This window comes from Ningiella ruwaisensis, assembly GCF_004798935.1.
GTDB classification, from domain to species: Bacteria; Pseudomonadota; Gammaproteobacteria; order Enterobacterales; family Alteromonadaceae; genus Glaciecola; species Glaciecola ruwaisensis.
Genome location: NZ_RAHT01000004.1, coordinates 90,806 through 106,887, shown reverse-complemented (window position 1 = coordinate 106,887; position 16,082 = coordinate 90,806). Strand labels below are relative to the sequence as shown.

Below are 16,082 nucleotides of genomic sequence, written 5' to 3'. Positions count from 1 at the left end.
TCTAAATAAGTATTGGCGGGAATTGTTTAAATTATTGAAACAGGTAACTATATGATCAAACGGGTGTTTGTGTATCTTGTAATGGCTTTTGGCTTGTTCGCCTGCTCTACGCTTCCGAGCCCTAAACAGGAAGAAGCGGCGGATTATGGTCCTTACCCAAACGACTATGAAACTATCGCAAAGAATTATCTAAAAACTGAACTGCGCGATCCTGCTACGATTCAATTTGGCGAAGTTTCAAAACCCGAAAAAAAATGGATTGGTGATAAATTTACCGGCGTCAAATACGGTTATCTTGTTTGCGTACAGGTCAATTCAAAAAACCTGCTAGGCAAAATGACCGGATTTCGCTCCGACGCCGTGCTTATTCGCGATGGCGTAGTGATTGATTATGTGGATGAGGGTGAGTTATTTAGCGGCATGAAATTGTGTAACTAAACTTTCAAAACTAGGGCGTCTTATGCGTATCTTTGGCGTCAATTAGCGTTTCTAAAAGCGCTTCAATACGATGTAAGCTTTGGGCAATCGCCTTAATACTGTTTGCCTGCTCGAGATTATTCACTGTTTCGCGATACGTTTCTTTATTTGAATCGTGTGTTTTTTTCGACTCAGACAGTCGCTCTTTTTGTGCAAGGATTGCTTCTCGAAAATCTGCCGCATTAACAATTCCAAGTAGGGAAACCAGCGCCCCTTGCCCTGACTGACCTGCCGTTTCAAAGCTTAGACGGTAGATGCCCAAACTTCGCATAAGTGGCCCCTGCACCATTGCTACATCAGTGATTTTGTCTAATGGAATGGATTTTTCGACCCGAATGAAAACGCCGCGTTTTACCACTAATTTTCGAGTCTGTAACTCGGCATGCATCGCTTTAAGTAATCGGCTTGAAAACAACCAGGCAAGCACAACAATAACGGGAATAAAAGGGATGCCTGCAAGTGAAGCCAGTCCGATAACACATGAAATAACAACCCAGTAGGTCTTTACCTTTGGATCGAACTGCGCAACTTTTAGAACCTGGTCATTTGCCTGATTTAGCGTATTGTTCATTTTACGTCCTTTGTAAAAAACGGTGAAGCATCCTTATCCTGTCATTAATTTTTTTAATTTTCAAAGTAATTAAATCTGATTATGTTTAGTTATTTTAAGTTATGGCGCTTGCTCCAACTTTGCCTGAATAAAGTCACTGTGCCTGACGTATAATAAATCAGCGGTTTTTCGAATAACATCGTCTTCGAATCGGTCCAATTCACCATCGGCGTAAGCAACTTTCCACATCAAACGTATGACATTGACGCGCTGCTCATAATCGTATTGCTCTTTTATCAAAGAGGTAAACGGATACACCGATGTGGTGTCTGCTTCGTTCTCTTCTACTTGTGCTATGAGCGCCTGAAGTTGCGTTTCGCTCAAGTTAAATTTACTTTGAAGCAGCGAAGCTACCTTATCTTTCTCTTCTTGTGTTTTCTCAAAATCAGCTCGGGTGACTTCAATTAACAGTGCTGCGCAGGCCCGTTGTAACTGCTGCTCACTACTTTCGTTTTCTTTTATGTCTAATTCTTGCTTAAAGAAGGTTTTTAACTTGTTTAGCATTCAATACCTTTAATTTCGCTCGTTTTCGTCAGATAGACAGGACACGTTTATAAAGTAATAAGACGAAGAATAAGCAAGAATGGTTCATAATCTTAACGCTTTGGCGAAAATATAAGCGCTAGAGTCGCTTATGGCACAAATCCGTTCATACTTTTCCGTTTAGTGCCGACACATTTGTTAAGACGCTTTTTCCGACTCAAGCAGTGACTGGAAACTCTTCAGTCATGCAAGTCAAGGCGTTCACATTCCGTTTACTAACAGAACTACAATGAATTGAGAATTAATAGGCATGTCGAAAGTCACTACTAAAAACGTTAAGCACTTAAACGATATCTTTTCTGATAACGTGGTACGCTGCGCGGCTTTGGTAAAAAACGTGTCTTTACCTATGCGCACATCATCAAATGCAAACCGTAATGCAGCGCTTTCGCTTACTCACGAGTATAGCCAAGAGTTTTATGTTGTCGTTGACATTGAAGCCATTAATATAGGACCTGCAAAACTCACTCAGTCTCAGGTACAAGTGGTAATTGATACTGACTCAGAGCTTGAAAGCAGCGGTATTTATAAAAGCTTGCATAAAGCCAAGGAAGATGGCGTTTACGTGATTTTCGATGCGGTTTATCTGGCAGTAGATGCAAACCGTGCTGTACTTCAAGGCGCCAGAGCTGAAATTACTAACCTTAAATGTGACGCGTATTTGCGATTGCTTGCTTCCAGTTCTAGCTTGCGTTGAGTTTGTTGGAAATATCTGATGAAAGTTAAAAAACTTTGCCATGTTTTAAATAAACATTGCCAAGTTTAATTTTAAATATCGTTCAACTGGATATACTTATCTGTATTGGTCGACTTTTTTTGGCCACGGGTTTAAACTTTTTTTCGGAACAATCGTATCATAATTCACTTAAAGCTGATGATTTTTGAAAGGAAAGCCCAATGTCAGCTTCACGTATTCTCAAAGTCATATCTGGTTTCGTCTCGTGAATGGTCGCTATCCGAACAAGCCGTATATATAATGTTAGTTGAACGTAAATTTAATCTGGCGAAAGGAAAACAGTCCGCGAAAAACGTGATGCTATTTAAGATCGAGATGGGGCAAAGTAGTAAGCTAGGGAGATGAAGCACAATTACTAAGGGTTAGGGACTCGGTTTGTTCTTAAATTGGGGTTTTGCGCCCATCCCCCCGAAATCGGCATCAGTTTACCTAGCGAAATAATTGAAGTGTTTTCTAAACCGGCCGTTCACCAACAAGTCGCATCGGTCTGAAAAAGACACAGACTAATGGAGTGGTCCCATGGAACGTATAATTTCAAGCGTAGTTTCAGACAATCCCTCGTAGGTGTATTTAGTATCATCTGGATGAATGCTTTTGTAAAAAGGGTGTTGGGGCTAAGAAAAGTGAGCGAAGTTAACGCAAATCCCAAGGTAAAATTTGCTTGGTTCGACAGTTCTCTGCAAGCAAATCTAATATTATACGGCGAAGCGACAATTGAAGCTGACATACAACTCAGAAAAAATACTGGAAGCCTGGATGGAAGTTGTTCTTCCCAAATGGTCCAGCGTCGGATGAGTACACCTTTATCTGCGTTAAGCCGGTCAAAATCGAAATTATGAGTTTTTCTGACAACATCATCCCCTAACCATTTGGACTGAAACCGCTTCTTTTAAAGAAATCTGGAGATGCATGGGCTATTTGTTAGGTTGATTCAGGAGATTTGGTATCGTGCTTCTGAATCTATTTATGTTTCCTAATCTCCTTTCTAGGGGGATTACACATCGACTTTCAGGCCAATCTGTTTACTGTTGAGGATCTGGATATCTAAATACTCAGGCTGACACAGAATTCTGAACACTCTTGATCTTTATAAATTAGAAGAGGCTACACATCTGAGAAGCTTTTGCCGGTTTGAGCAAGTTCAATCAACAACTCACTGGGTTTCCACCAGTCTTTACCTGTCTCGTCATATAGGCTTTGGATTGTTGACAGTACACTCCTGAGACCAAGCATATCTGCGTAAAACATTGGCCCCCCCATATAGCGCGGGAAACCATAGCCGTTTAACCAGATAACATCTATGTCACCCGATCGTTGGGCAATGCCCTCTTCAAGAATTTTCGATCCTTCATTGATAAGTGCATAAATCAACCGAGTTTGGATACTTTCTTGGCTTACTTCACGTTGAGGTACTTCAAGTGATAGCGCTTCCTGGCGAAATAGTGCTAAGGCAACAGGATCGTCAGATTGAATTCCGAAATCATCATATTGATAAAATCCAGCTTTGGTCTTTTGTCCCAGCCGCCCGCTCTCTACCAGTAGGTTTGCCGCTTGAAAATACAGAGGATCGTCTGGTAAATCAGGGTTCTCTTTGCGAGCTTTGTAGGCAATATCGATACCAGACATATCATTCACCGTCAATGGGCCCATAGCCATGCCCCAGGCAATCATCGCTTTATCTATTTGACTAGGTGTCGCACCTTCTAATAGTAACAAGTTCGCTTCACGACCGTAACAAGAATACATCCTGTTGCCCACAAAACCGTAGCACATGCCAACAACAGTGGATATTTTGCCAATACGCTTCGCTAACGCCACAGCAGACACAAGCGTTGCTTCATCAGTTTCTTTACAGCGCACTATTTCAAGTAACTTCATAATGTTGGCAGGACTGAAAAAATGCATGCCTAACACTTGGTTTGCACGGCAAGTTGACTCGGCAATTTCATCAATATTTAGATATGAAGTATTGCTGGCAATGATGGCCTCGGGTTTGCACACAGTATCTAGTTTGCTGAAAATACTCCGTTTGACATCCATACTTTCGAAGGCTGCTTCAACTACTAAATCAATTTCACTTAAGTCTTGATAATCACACGTCGTGGTGATCAGGTTGAGTCGCGCATTCATTTGAACTTGTGAGATCCGCCCCCCTTTGACCATTTTTCCATAGCGCTGTGTAATGCCCGCCAATCCGCGTTCTAAGTTTTGCGTTGTCGTTTCTACTAACGTTACGGGAAAGCCACTATCAACAAAACTCATTGCAATGCCACCGCCCATTGTACCTGCACCAATGATTGCTATTTTTTCTATCATTTTAGGCTTCTTTACATGAGGAGAATGAGTAACTCTAGCTGCCGCTTTTTCAGCAAAAAATGCGTGGCGCATCGCCCCTGATTGAGAAGATTCACGACACTCCAGAAAGTAAGCGCGCTCTTTTTCTAATCCTTGCCCAAATGATAAACTCAATGTGTTTTCAATAGAGTCTATTGCCCGTTGCGGGGCTAGTTGTCCTCGAGAACGTTTGGCTAATTTAGCGCGATACTGATCAAATATAATTTTGTCAGACGCGCTCATCTTCACGTCCAGTAATGGCGTGGCAACTAAGGGTTTGTGAAACGCAACTTGCTGAGCAAACGAAATAGCGTGATTTAAAAGATCTGCTTCAATAATTTTGTTTGCAACTCCTTTGGCTTGTGGCGATTCTACAGTAACATGTTTACCTGACGTTATTAGCTCTAAGGCTGTTTCAATTCCGCATACCCTCGGCAATAACTGCGTGCCTCCGGCTCCTGGAATTAAACCCAATTTGACCTCTGGTAGTCCTATTTTCGTCCCTGTTAACGCAATACGATAGTGACATGAAAGAGCCGTTTCAAATCCTCCGCCCAATACTGTGCCAAATAATGCTGCAACAATGGGCTTTGAACTATTTTGTAGCTCTTTTAGTAAGTCGGGAAGATAGGGCCGCATTGGTGGTTTGCCAAACTCAGAAATATCCGCACCTGCAATAAAGGTTTTGCCACTACATTGAATCACAATGGCTTCAATTTCTTTATCGGATATCGCTTTTCGAAGCGTTTCTAATAGTCCTTGCCTAACTGCTTGGGATAAGGCGTTAACGGGGGGATTATTAATGGTGAGCAACCCAATGTTTGCCCGTTGTTCAAGAGAAACTGCAGGTGAATGCATGCTTGTGGCCTTAAAATTGAGTTAAAGAGTGGAGAACTTACTAACTTGAAGTATTGGTTTGGCATTGGTGAAGTTTTCCACGTCATTCATGATTTCTTCACCTGATTCCTCTATTGCATTCATAAATTCTTTGGTCGATTCAAACGTTAAATAGCCAATGGCTAGATAAGGTGCTTTATGGGGGCCATTCAGCGCTTTGGCTTCATCCAACTCAATGCCTTTTAAGCCAAAAGGCGTATATTTTTCCCTAACTAATTCTAGGTGAAACGCACGGTAGTAGTTACTATCGAATTCGATTCCTGGCTTATTTGGATACATTATCGCTATTCTGATCATAGTTATCTCTGTGTTATCGAATAGGCCAAGAGACATATTCGCTATTTCAAACCTCCAAGACGATTGAAGAACTTTGACGCTGCGGATGGCAGGGTACCGTGAGCGTTATAGAGGTTCTCTTCTGTATAACGCAACGATGGTTTCACCAGCATTTTGTAAAGCCTTTTCAATAAATCTCGAGCTTCATATCCGACCCAGCCATTAGGCAGTAACTCGTCAGGCAAATCAGGGTCGCGTAATTGTATTCGTCGATAATCATGTATAAGTATCGAACGGAGCATAAAACCCTCTTCTGGACTAAGAGCTTCTATGTCTATCGTACTGTGCAAAGAGCGATAAAATTCGAGGAAATTTTGATAAAAACCTTCTAGCTCAGTCATATTCCATTTCTCATTCACCAATCCTTTTATGACATCTTTTGAATGCAAGTCTTCCAATGTTGCGGAAAACACGACCACATCTTTAGTTAATTTTTGTTCAACTAATGTCTCATCCAAAGAACGTCTGTCAGATGTCGGGTGTGCATAAAAGCCATTTGTTAAGGTGTTGAAACCCTGCCAAATTAAGCTCTTTTTGAACTCGTCACGTTGCTCTTCTGGCACGGATACAGGAAGCACTAGTAACCAACTTCCATCCCACTCTGGTGGCTCATCTATATAGATCCTTCTTGCTACCCGCTCTGAATGGCGGCGTGCAGTTTCTGTATAACAATAATAGCTTTTACGCCCAATTTTATTTACCTCTAGCCAATTGCTCTGCACCAATCTATACACGGATGTGCGCACCGAACGCTCATTGAATCCCAATGGCGCCATCGCTTCTATGAGACTGCCTAGCCATATCCAATTCCCATGTTGAGATACAAGATCACCAAACAGAGTGCTTGTTATTGATGTACAACTGATGTTGTTGTCCTTAATATGCTCGATCAGAGTATTTTGTAGATTCTTAAATTTTTGCACTTTAAATTTGCCGAAGTGAATTAAGCTGCTTTCAAGTGTACCAAAGTCTCATATTCTGGTTGTCTCTATTGACTACCTCTGGTCATAATCAACCCCGACTTCTTCACTGATAGGATGTGCTTGACAGGTCAATATATAACCCGCTTCTACTTCGTGAGGCTCTAAGCCGTGACTAATGTCCATGTCTACTTTGCCCTTAACCAATCTGGCTTTGCATGTCGAACAGACACCAGCCTTGCATGAGTACGGCAGCTCCATCCCATTTTCTATACCTGCATCAAGTATATTTTCACCTACAGTTGCCAGCTCGAATTTGATTGAGCGTCCATCAAAGGTGAGCGTAACGTTGCTGGTATTTTGCTCTCCAAAGCTTTTTACTCTGGCTTTTGCTTTGTCCATAATTCTTTGTGAATCTTCTGCTGAACTGGTAAAAAGCTCATAGTGAACTTGACTGTCTTTTAAGCCCTCAAGTCGAAAACCACGTGATACCTCTGACATGAGCGATTCGGGGCCACAAATAAATGCTTCATCAGTATTGCTAATATTGATGAGCTTAAGCTTTTGTAGTTGATACCCTTTTTTATTATCGATGCGCCCGGAAAGTAAATCAGAATCTTGGTCTTCTTGGCTCATAATGTTTATCCATTTCATGCGTTGCATGTACCGGTTTTTTAAGAAACAGAGCTCTTTTTTGAACATCATGGTATTACTTTGTTTGTTGCCGTAAATCAAAGTCACCTGACTATTGGGTTCACAAGCCAATACAGATTTAATGATAGAAAGCATAGGTGTAATACCGCTACCTACTGCGATACACATGTAATTTTTACTCTGCTGCGAAGATATTTCGGTCGTAAAATTACCTTGTGGTGGCATAACCGCAACTTCGTCACCCGCCTTGAAGTGGTCGTTGGCGTAGTTCGATAGTTTGCCGCCTTCGACACGCTTTATTGCAACTCGTAAGGTGTTGTCAGCGACACCGGAACAAATCGAGTAGGCGCGACGCACTTCTTCATTATTTACCGTTGCTTTCAAAGTAAGAAATTGACCGTGAGTGAACACAAATTTATCTTTTAATATTGGTGGTACATTAAAGGTGATACATACCGCCGAATCGGTTTCTGGCACTACACTCTTTATAGTCAGTGGATAAAACTGTGGCTCTTTCATGGTGTCTCCAGAGATGAATTGCTTATAGGCTTTTAAAAAAGTCAAAAGGCTCTTGGCAGTCTTGGCACTTAAACAAAGCTTTACATGCTGTAGAACCAAACTCACTAATGACTAGAGTATTAGTAGATGCGCAGTGCGGGCATTTCACACCCTCAGTTGGGGTGAATTGTTTAATACAACCAGAAGGAGCATCAATCGGCGGCGCTATGCCGTATTCACGAAGTTTGTCTTGCCCCGCTTTTGTCATATTCTCTGTAGTCCAAGCCGGTGATAACGACACATTCACTTCAACGTCGAGGTATCCATTTGACTGCAAATGAGTAATGATGTCTTCTTTGATTGTATCCATTGCGGGACAACCCGAATAAGTTGGTGTAATGGTTACAAGCACTTTGCTCGCTTTCATCACCACATTAGTCAAAATACCAATATCCCAAATAGAAAGTACTGGAATTTCAGGATCAGCTATTTCGTCAAGTAATGTCCATATGTGAGGATAGTCTGAAGAATCGCGCTGCACTTGACGCTCGTGACGAAGATAAGGGACGGTAGTTATGATTTGCATGTGATTACCACTTAGCGCCAGGGTAACGTATATGTACACTTTGCATTACGCAAAGTAGATGTCCAAGGTGCTCAGTATGGTGTCCCGCACGTCCACCCCGCACTGCCCATTCTGCTTCTGGCACTTCAAGAGTTGCTGTATTCAACGTTTCAGTAATTTCCGCCAACCACTGTTCTTTCAGGTTAGCTGTATCCACTGCGATGCCTTGTGCAATCAAACGTTTTTCTAGCTCATCAGGCTCGAACATCTCATGCACGTAACCCCACAAGTCAGCCAATGCTTTTTGCATGCGCTGGTGACTTTCTTCCGTGCCATCGCCTAAGCGGATACTCCAGTCTTTACTGCGTCGCAAATGATAGCGAGTCTCTTTAACAGCTTTACTTGCAATTGCAGCGAGATGTTCATTTGCTGATGTTTGCAATTGCGGCAGAAATAGTGAGTTAAATACATCGATAAATAGCTGGCGCACGATAGTGAAAGCGAAATCCCCTTTCGGAAGCTCATTTAACAAATAATTACTAAAATCACGCTCATTGCGTAAATAGGCAAAATCGTCTTCGGTTTTTCCTTCGCCAGTCAATTCGGCTGCATAGGTATAATACATGCGTGCTCGACCTATGTAGTCAAGAGCTACATTACCTAACGCGATATCTTCCTCTAAAAATGGTCCATTGCTAGCCCACTCAGAAATACGATGACCAAGTATGAGCGAGTCATCGCCCAATCGAGTAGCGTACTCTATTAGGTCGGCTTGTGAATTATCCTTGTTGCTAATATTCATACTCGCTCGCCTACATGTTGCCCACTTCTTTTGGAAGTGGGTAATAAGTTGCATGTCGATAGGGTTTGTCTTCTGAGGGGTCGAAGAAACCTTCGTTGTCGTCTTCTTGTGAAGCAATAACATCACTTGATTTTACTACCCAAATACTTACTCCTTCACTGCGCCGGGTATAACAATCTCTCGCATAATCTAGCGCATGCTGCGAGTCTTCAGCATGTAAGCTACCTACATGTTTGTGATCTAAACCACGCTTAGAGCGCACAAATACTTCAAATAATTCTAAGTTTTCTAATGGCATAATAATAATTCCTTACGCTATTGCTTGCGCTGCGCGCAGAACGACCTTAGCGGTGTAGGCGTTCTGAGCATCTCGCACCCAGGCACCTTCTTCATGAGCTTTTACGTGGTGCTCAATGCGCTGGCGATTGCAGTGACCGTTCCCATTAATTACGTTATAGAACTCTTCCCAATCAATTTCGCTACTGTCGTAGTGCCCACGCTCTTCGTTCCATTTCAAGGCTTTGTCTGGGTGTTCTAACCCTAAAAATTCAATCTGTGGAACAGTTTGGTCGATGAATTTTTGACGTAAATCATCATTAGTTTCGCGCTTGATTTTCCATTTCATGGATTTTTCAGAATGTGCGGATTCTGAGTCATGGGGACCAAACATCATCAGAGACGGCCAGTAAAATCTATTGAGGGAGTCCTGAGCCATTTTCTTTTGTTCAATCGTACCTTTCGCCAACTCCAACATGATTTGATAACCCTGACGTTGGTGAAAGCTTTCCTCTTTACAGATACGGATCATGCTTCGAGCGTACGGACCATAAGAGGTGCGCTGCAATGAAACTTGATTGCAAATCGCTGCGCCATCAACTAGCCAACCAATCGCACCAATATCACCCCATGTTTGCGTGGGATAGTTAAAAATGGACGCATACTTTGCTTTCCCAACTTGTAAGGCTTCTATCATTTCTGCCCTACTTATACCTAATGTTTCCGCTGCGCTATATAAATACAAACCGTGCCCTGCTTCGTCCTGAACTTTCGAAAGTAACACTGCTTTGCGGCGAAGGGATGGTGCACGGGTTATCCAATTACCTTCAGGTTGCTCACCAATAACTTCTGAATGGGCATGTTGAGAAATTTGTCGAATTAAGTTTTTGCGATACGCTTCCGGCATCCAATCTTTAGGTTCAATTTTCAACTCATTATCAATCTTATTTTGAAATGCAGTCTCAAGGCTAAGTTCATTCTGGCTCATAAGGTTCACCTAGTAATTAATCGGCGTATAATTTTATGATACGTATAAAATTATTTAAGTCAATATAATGTATCATAAAAATGACAATTAGAGATATGCTGTCAACAAACGGTTAACAATCTCGGAAACTTGTGGTTAAACGCGTTCTATTATCATCGCAATACCTTGCCCTACGCCGACACACATGGTGCACAATGCAAAGCGACCATTAGTTCTGTGAAGTTGATGCATAGCAGTCATTACTAAACGTGCTCCACTTGCACCAAGGGGATGACCCAATGCGATAGCTCCACCGTTTGGATTCACGTTAGGTGCATCGTCGGCTATACCAAGATCGCGCAATACTGCTAAACCTTGTGAGGCAAATGCTTCATTCAATTCAATGACATCCATATCCTCAACTTTCAGACCCGCCTTGCGTAGTGCTTTTTGCGACGCGGGGGAGGGGCCAAAACCCATTATTCTGGGCTCAATTCCGGCGGTTGCCATACTAACAACACGCGCCTTAGGCACCAGAGAATAGGACGCAGCAACGCTTTCAGAGGCGAGTAGTAGTGCGACAGCGCCGTCATTAACACCCGATGCATTGCCAGCAGTTACAGTGCCATTAGCCCGAAACGGAGTGCCTAGTTTGGCTAGCGATTCAAGGGATGTTTGTCGTGGATGTTCATCTTTGGTAAAAATAAGTGGAGCTTGTTTTCTGCGTGGTATCGACACGGGAATAATCTCAGCATCAAATATCCCTTTAGACTGCGCGACTGCGGCTTTTTGCTGACTACGCAGCGCGAACGCGTCTTGGTCTTCTCGGCTGATATTAAATTGCTCGGCGACGTTTTCAGCAGTTTCGGGCATTGAGTCGACGCCAAACTCTGCCTTCATTAGTTTGTTGATAAAACGCCAGCCGATGGTGGTATCAAACATTTCTGCTTGGCGGCTGAATGCAGATTCGGCCTTACCCATTACGAACGGTGCACGAGACATAGATTCAACTCCACCAGCAATGGCTAGTCCAATATCACCGCTTTCAATTCCACGCGCTGCGCATCCAATAGCGTCCATGCCTGAGCCGCATAAACGATTAATGGTTGTACCTGGCACACTAACGGGTAGTCCCGACAGCAGTGCACTCATGCGCGCCACATTGCGATTATCCTCGCCCGCTTGATTTGCACAACCATAGTAAATTTCATCAACGGCCTGCCAATCCACCTGCACATTTCTTTGTTGTAGTGCTTTCAGCGGAATAGCACCTAAGTCATCAGTTCGAATCGAGGATAAAGCCCCTGCGTAACGGCCGAAAGGAGTTCGTATCCCATCACAAATATAAGCATTTTTCATTGGCATTACCTCTTTAGTCTGTTGGCAACAATTTACGGTTGATACGTGCTGAATTGCCCTTAAACAGTGCAATCAGTTCATTGTTTTGGTTGGTTATTTGAACATGGTAGATACCAGTCCGTTTACCTTGATAGCAGACCGTCGCTGTCGCCTTTAAAACATCACCTTCAAACGCTGGGCGAATAAAATCGATAGTGCAGTTGGCGGCAACTGCGGCTTCATTGTATGAATTGCAGGCAAATGCAAAGGCGGAGTCGGCAAGAGAAAACAACTGCCCACCATGGCAGGTTTGATGACCATTCAACATTACCGATGTGATACACATTGAAACGATTGATTGCCCTTCGGCTACCTTAACAATGCTCATGCCCATGCTTTGTGTTGCAGCGTCATTGTAAAACATATGGTCAGCACATTTTTGGGCTAATTCGTCAGACATATTTGTCATCTTATCGACCTCGAAAAGTAGGCACTCGTTTAGCCATGAATGCGGCTACCCCTTCTTTGTAGTCATCACTTTTTCCAAGTTCACGCATGGCATCTTTTTCTAGCTCAAGCTGCAAATGCAATGAGTTTGACAAAGAATCGTTTAACAACTTTTTTATTCTGCTTAGCCCTTTAGTTGGCTGAGTTGCCAAATGCTCCGCTATAGTAATTGCTTGCGGCATTAGTTTTTCATTGTCTATGCATTGCCAGATCATGCCCCACTTTTCAGCCTGCTCTGCACTCAGTTTTTCTCCAAGCAAGGCTAAGGCTTTGGCTCTTGGTAGGCTTAACGCCCTCGGTAAATTCCAGGTACCACCAGAGTCAGGTACTAATCCAATTCTGCTAAAGGACTGAATAAAGCTAGCGCTTCGAGCGGCCAAAACGATATCGCATGCCAATGCAATACTGGCACCCGCGCCCGCAGCGACGCCATTGACCGCGCAAATTACCGGTTTCTCTAAGGAGGTAATGGTTCTAATAAGGGGGTTGTAATAATTCTCTACGGATTCACCTAAATCTGGGGCTGCTTGCCCAGCACTGACGCTTCGGTCATTTAGGTCTTGCCCTGCACAAAAACCACGCCCAGCGCCAGTTAACAGAAGGCAACGAATGTCCCCGTCTTCACGCACAGCTTTTAGCGCCTGCTTCACTTCTAGATGCATTTCAATAGTGAAACTATTTAGTGAATCAGGACGATTAAGCGTCAGAACTGCTACGCTGTTATTGACTGAATATTCGATGGTTTTGAAATTCATTTTTAGTTACTCTCGCTTTTAGTTTAGATAATTCGTGTCGTCAGCTGGGCAATGCTCTAGTTCGTTGCACGAATTCGATTAGAGGAAAACTATGCCCGTTTATGCAATTGAAAATCTCGTTCCAGTGATTGACCCATCGTCCTATGTTCACGCAACAGCGGTGCTTATTGGTGATGTCATAATTGGCGCTAATTGTTACGTCGGACCTAACGCTGCACTGCGAGGAGACTTTGGTCGAATCATTCTTGAGCAGGGCTGCAATGTGCAGGATAACTGTGTGATACATAGCTTTCCCGAACAAGATTGTGTGGTTGAACAAGATGGACATATCGGTCACGGTGCGGTATTGCATGGCTGCCGAATTGGCAGAAATGCGTTGGTTGGCATGAACGCTGTCATAATGGACAAAGCTGTCATCGGTAGTGAATCTTTGGTAGCAGCAACGACCTTTGTAAAAAGTGGCTTCGAATGTCCGCCAAAAAGTTTGGTAGTCGGCAGCCCAGCGTCGGTGAAACGAACCTTGTCTGAAAAAGAAATAGCGTGGAAAACTAAAGGCACCCATGAGTACCAAATTTTGACCCAACGTTGCCATGACAGCATGCGAGAAGTTCAACCTCTGCATGCTGTACAGCCCGCACGCCCGCGCTTTAACGCTAGCCATCACAAACCGAAAGACGAAGCCTAAGTTTCCTCAGGCTTCCTTCCTTTCGACCAATGTCATGATGTCATAAAGAGCAACGATTTCTTGATCTTGGTTGTACACTTGTACATCCCACACCACAACGCCGGTCGCCTTGTCCTCTTCTGGGCGTTTGCTCTTCTTGGATTTCTGGCTGACCGTGATCTTGACCTGAATGGTATCGCCTATTCCTACGGGCGAAACAAAACGCAGATTTTCTAAACCATAGTTAGCTAATACTGGACCTACTGAAGGCTCTACAAACATCCCTGCGGCAGCAGATATGATGAAATAGCCATGGGCAACGCGCTTGCCAAACAAAGAGTCTTTTGCCGCTATCTCATCAAAATGTGCATAGAAGTGATCGCCTGAAATACACCCAAAATTGACAACGTCGGCTTCAGTAACAGTGCGTCTATGCGTCGTTAAGCTCTCTCCAATTTGCAATTCTTCAAAGTATTTTTTGAACGGATGTTTGTCATCGCTATAGGTTTTAGCGCCGGCAGTATATTCTTTAGTAATTGCCATCAATGTAGATGGTGAACCTTGAATAGCCGTGCGCTGCATGTAGTGCTTTATAGCACGAATACCACCAAGCTCTTCCCCACCCCCTGCGCGACCAGGACCTCCGTGAACTAGTTGCGCTAACGGTGAACCATGGCCGGTAGATTCTTTAGCGCACTCGCGGTTAAAGACCAACATGCGCCCATGATAAGCAGCGGAGTTAAGAATAACCTTAGCCGCTTCTTGATCGTCAAACGTTGCGATAGAGCCGGCTAAGCTACCCTTGCCTAAATTAGCGATATAAATCGCATCTTCCAATGTATCATATGGCATTAGCGTACATACCGGCCCGAACGCTTCTATTTCATGAGGAGTAGTACTGGTTTTTGGCGTGTTACATAACAGTATCGTGGGCGGGTAGAACGCACCGGTTTGTGCATTCGCACCAACAACTGAGAACTCAACATCGTTGCCACCAAGGACAACTTCACACTCTTGGCAAAGGAGTGAAACATTGCGCTTTACATCTTCACGTTGAGCCAATCCCACAAGTGAGCCCATTCTAACACCCTCTGCGTTTGGGTCTCCTATTGTTACCTTAGCTAACCGTGCTTTTACGGCATGGATCACGTCATCAATCATGTGAGCTGGCACGATAGCGCGTCGAATAGCCGTACATTTTTGACCAGCTTTCGTAGTAATTTCTCGAACTAACTCTTTGATAAATAGATCAAACTCAGGATCGTCTTGAGCAACACTAAGCCCCAAGATGCTACAGTTCAATGAATCCGCTTCCATGTTAAATGGAATGCTATTCTTTATAATGTTTGGATGCGTTTTTAGTTTGCGACCTGTGGTTGCTGAGCCTGTGAAAGTTACAGTGTCTTGCTCGCTAAGTTGATCAAGCAGATCACCGATACCACCACATATGAGTTGAATCGCTCCATCAGGAAGAATACCTGCCTCGACAATTTCTTTTACCATTGCTTCGGTTAGATATGACGATACCGTTGCTGGCTTAACAATGACTGGTACGCCTGCAATTAGACTGGGTGCTATCTTTTCTAACATGCCCCAACAAGGGAAGTTAAACGCATTGATATGTACTGATACACCTAGTTTTGAGGTTAGAACGTGTCTACCAACGAAGTTCCCTTTGCGTGAAAGGACTTCTGTCTTTCCCTCAACCAAAAAGGTTTCGTTTGCCAACTCCCGTCTCGCCATACTGGAATAGCTAAGCATCGTGCCTATTCCGCCTTCAATATCTACCCATCCGTCTGCCTGGGTAGCCCCCGTCCATGCAGAGACGTCATATAGATTTTGCTTTTTAGACAACAAATGAAGGCCTATAGCCTTAAGCGCTTCTGCTCTTTGATGAACTGTCATCGCACGTAATGCTGGACCTCCCACTTCACGCCCGTAATTGGCAACTTTAGCAAAATTAATGCCGTCGGAGCCAACATTACAAATAACGTCGCTGGTAACTGCATTTAGTACTTGTATTCCTTCGGATTCTCCTGCGATCCAATTACCATAAACAAAACTTTTAGCTTTCATATTTTAGACACCTCTGATTACCTAAATGTATTCGCTTGTTAAGCAAAAGTTAACATTTATGATACAGATATGTTGCAATATGGCAAATTATTGTATTATATTCAGCTTCAAGTTAAGTGTATATATC

17 protein-coding genes are annotated in these 16,082 nt (G+C 43.3%); 3 read left to right on the top strand and 14 right to left on the bottom strand.

Annotated features, from left to right (window positions below):
• Nucleotides 1-51: 51 nt before the first annotated feature.
• Nucleotides 52-438, top strand: coding sequence for a hypothetical protein (locus D6V41_RS09555; protein ID WP_136251290.1), 387 nt, complete (start codon nucleotides 52-54; stop codon nucleotides 436-438).
• 10 nt (nucleotides 439-448) lie between these two features.
• Here D6V41_RS09555 and D6V41_RS09550 read toward each other — a convergent pair whose 3' ends face one another.
• Together D6V41_RS09550 and D6V41_RS09545 are read right to left on the bottom strand one after the other, a co-directional pair.
• Nucleotides 449-1,048, bottom strand: coding sequence for a PH domain-containing protein (locus D6V41_RS09550; RefSeq protein WP_136251289.1), 600 nt, complete (start codon nucleotides 1,046-1,048; stop codon nucleotides 449-451).
• Between the two features lie 99 nt (nucleotides 1,049-1,147).
• On the bottom strand, nucleotides 1,148-1,591 hold the full coding sequence (locus D6V41_RS09545) for a tellurite resistance TerB family protein (RefSeq protein ID WP_136251288.1): 444 nt from the start codon (nucleotides 1,589-1,591) through the stop codon (nucleotides 1,148-1,150).
• Between the two features lie 289 nt (nucleotides 1,592-1,880).
• Between D6V41_RS09545 and D6V41_RS09540 the strand changes: the two genes are divergently transcribed.
• A complete protein-coding gene (locus tag D6V41_RS09540; RefSeq protein WP_136251287.1) occupies nucleotides 1,881-2,327 on the top strand; it encodes a hypothetical protein in 447 nt (148 codons plus the stop codon).
• A gap of 1,143 nt (nucleotides 2,328-3,470) precedes the next feature.
• On the opposite strand, the gene D6V41_RS09535 is transcribed toward D6V41_RS09540, so the two are convergent.
• The 11 genes from D6V41_RS09535 to paaG form a co-directional block, all read right to left on the bottom strand.
• Nucleotides 3,471-5,558 (bottom strand): 3-hydroxyacyl-CoA dehydrogenase NAD-binding domain-containing protein, encoded by a 2,088-nt coding sequence (locus tag D6V41_RS09535; protein WP_136251286.1) that lies wholly within the window; start codon nucleotides 5,556-5,558, stop codon nucleotides 3,471-3,473.
• 21 nt (nucleotides 5,559-5,579) lie between these two features.
• Nucleotides 5,580-5,894 (bottom strand): EthD family reductase, encoded by a 315-nt coding sequence (locus tag D6V41_RS09530; protein ID WP_168711004.1) that lies wholly within the window; start codon nucleotides 5,892-5,894, stop codon nucleotides 5,580-5,582.
• A gap of 41 nt (nucleotides 5,895-5,935) precedes the next feature.
• The gene (gene paaX / locus D6V41_RS09525) at nucleotides 5,936-6,856 is read right to left on the bottom strand and encodes a phenylacetic acid degradation operon negative regulatory protein PaaX (protein ID WP_168711003.1); all 921 of its coding nucleotides are present in this window, start codon (nucleotides 6,854-6,856) and stop codon (nucleotides 5,936-5,938) included.
• A gap of 72 nt (nucleotides 6,857-6,928) precedes the next feature.
• Entirely contained in the window at nucleotides 6,929-8,026 is a 1,098-nt protein-coding gene (locus tag D6V41_RS09520) for a 2Fe-2S iron-sulfur cluster-binding protein (protein ID WP_136251283.1), read from the bottom strand.
• Between the two features lie 22 nt (nucleotides 8,027-8,048).
• A complete protein-coding gene (paaD, locus tag D6V41_RS09515; RefSeq protein ID WP_136251282.1) occupies nucleotides 8,049-8,591 on the bottom strand; it encodes a 1,2-phenylacetyl-CoA epoxidase subunit PaaD in 543 nt (180 codons plus the stop codon).
• 4 nt (nucleotides 8,592-8,595) lie between these two features.
• Nucleotides 8,596-9,372, bottom strand: a complete 777-nt coding sequence (paaC, locus tag D6V41_RS09510; protein ID WP_136251281.1) for a 1,2-phenylacetyl-CoA epoxidase subunit PaaC — start codon at nucleotides 9,370-9,372, stop codon at nucleotides 8,596-8,598.
• Between the two features lie 10 nt (nucleotides 9,373-9,382).
• The gene (gene paaB, locus D6V41_RS09505) at nucleotides 9,383-9,670 is read right to left on the bottom strand and encodes a 1,2-phenylacetyl-CoA epoxidase subunit PaaB (protein WP_136251280.1); all 288 of its coding nucleotides are present in this window, start codon (nucleotides 9,668-9,670) and stop codon (nucleotides 9,383-9,385) included.
• Between the two features lie 12 nt (nucleotides 9,671-9,682).
• Complete coding sequence (gene paaA, locus D6V41_RS09500) at nucleotides 9,683-10,636, bottom strand: 1,2-phenylacetyl-CoA epoxidase subunit PaaA (RefSeq protein ID WP_136251279.1); 954 nt, start codon at nucleotides 10,634-10,636, stop codon at nucleotides 9,683-9,685.
• A gap of 135 nt (nucleotides 10,637-10,771) precedes the next feature.
• Nucleotides 10,772-11,974 (bottom strand): 3-oxoadipyl-CoA thiolase, encoded by a 1,203-nt coding sequence (gene pcaF, locus D6V41_RS09495; protein WP_136251278.1) that lies wholly within the window; start codon nucleotides 11,972-11,974, stop codon nucleotides 10,772-10,774.
• A 13-nt stretch (nucleotides 11,975-11,987) separates the two neighbouring features.
• Nucleotides 11,988-12,422 (bottom strand): hydroxyphenylacetyl-CoA thioesterase PaaI, encoded by a 435-nt coding sequence (paaI, locus tag D6V41_RS09490; protein ID WP_136251277.1) that lies wholly within the window; start codon nucleotides 12,420-12,422, stop codon nucleotides 11,988-11,990.
• A 1-nt stretch (nucleotide 12,423) separates the two neighbouring features.
• On the bottom strand, nucleotides 12,424-13,215 hold the full coding sequence (gene paaG, locus D6V41_RS09485; protein ID WP_136251276.1) for a 2-(1,2-epoxy-1,2-dihydrophenyl)acetyl-CoA isomerase PaaG: 792 nt from the start codon (nucleotides 13,213-13,215) through the stop codon (nucleotides 12,424-12,426).
• A 91-nt stretch (nucleotides 13,216-13,306) separates the two neighbouring features.
• On the opposite strand from paaG, the gene D6V41_RS09480 reads away from it, so the two are divergent.
• On the top strand, nucleotides 13,307-13,900 hold the full coding sequence (locus D6V41_RS09480) for a transferase hexapeptide repeat family protein (RefSeq protein WP_136251275.1): 594 nt from the start codon (nucleotides 13,307-13,309) through the stop codon (nucleotides 13,898-13,900).
• Nucleotides 13,901-13,906: 6 nt separating this feature from the next.
• On the opposite strand, the gene paaZ is transcribed toward D6V41_RS09480, so the two are convergent.
• Complete coding sequence (gene paaZ / locus D6V41_RS09475) at nucleotides 13,907-15,955, bottom strand: phenylacetic acid degradation bifunctional protein PaaZ (RefSeq protein ID WP_136251274.1); 2,049 nt, start codon at nucleotides 15,953-15,955, stop codon at nucleotides 13,907-13,909.
• Nucleotides 15,956-16,082: the final 127 nt, after the last annotated feature.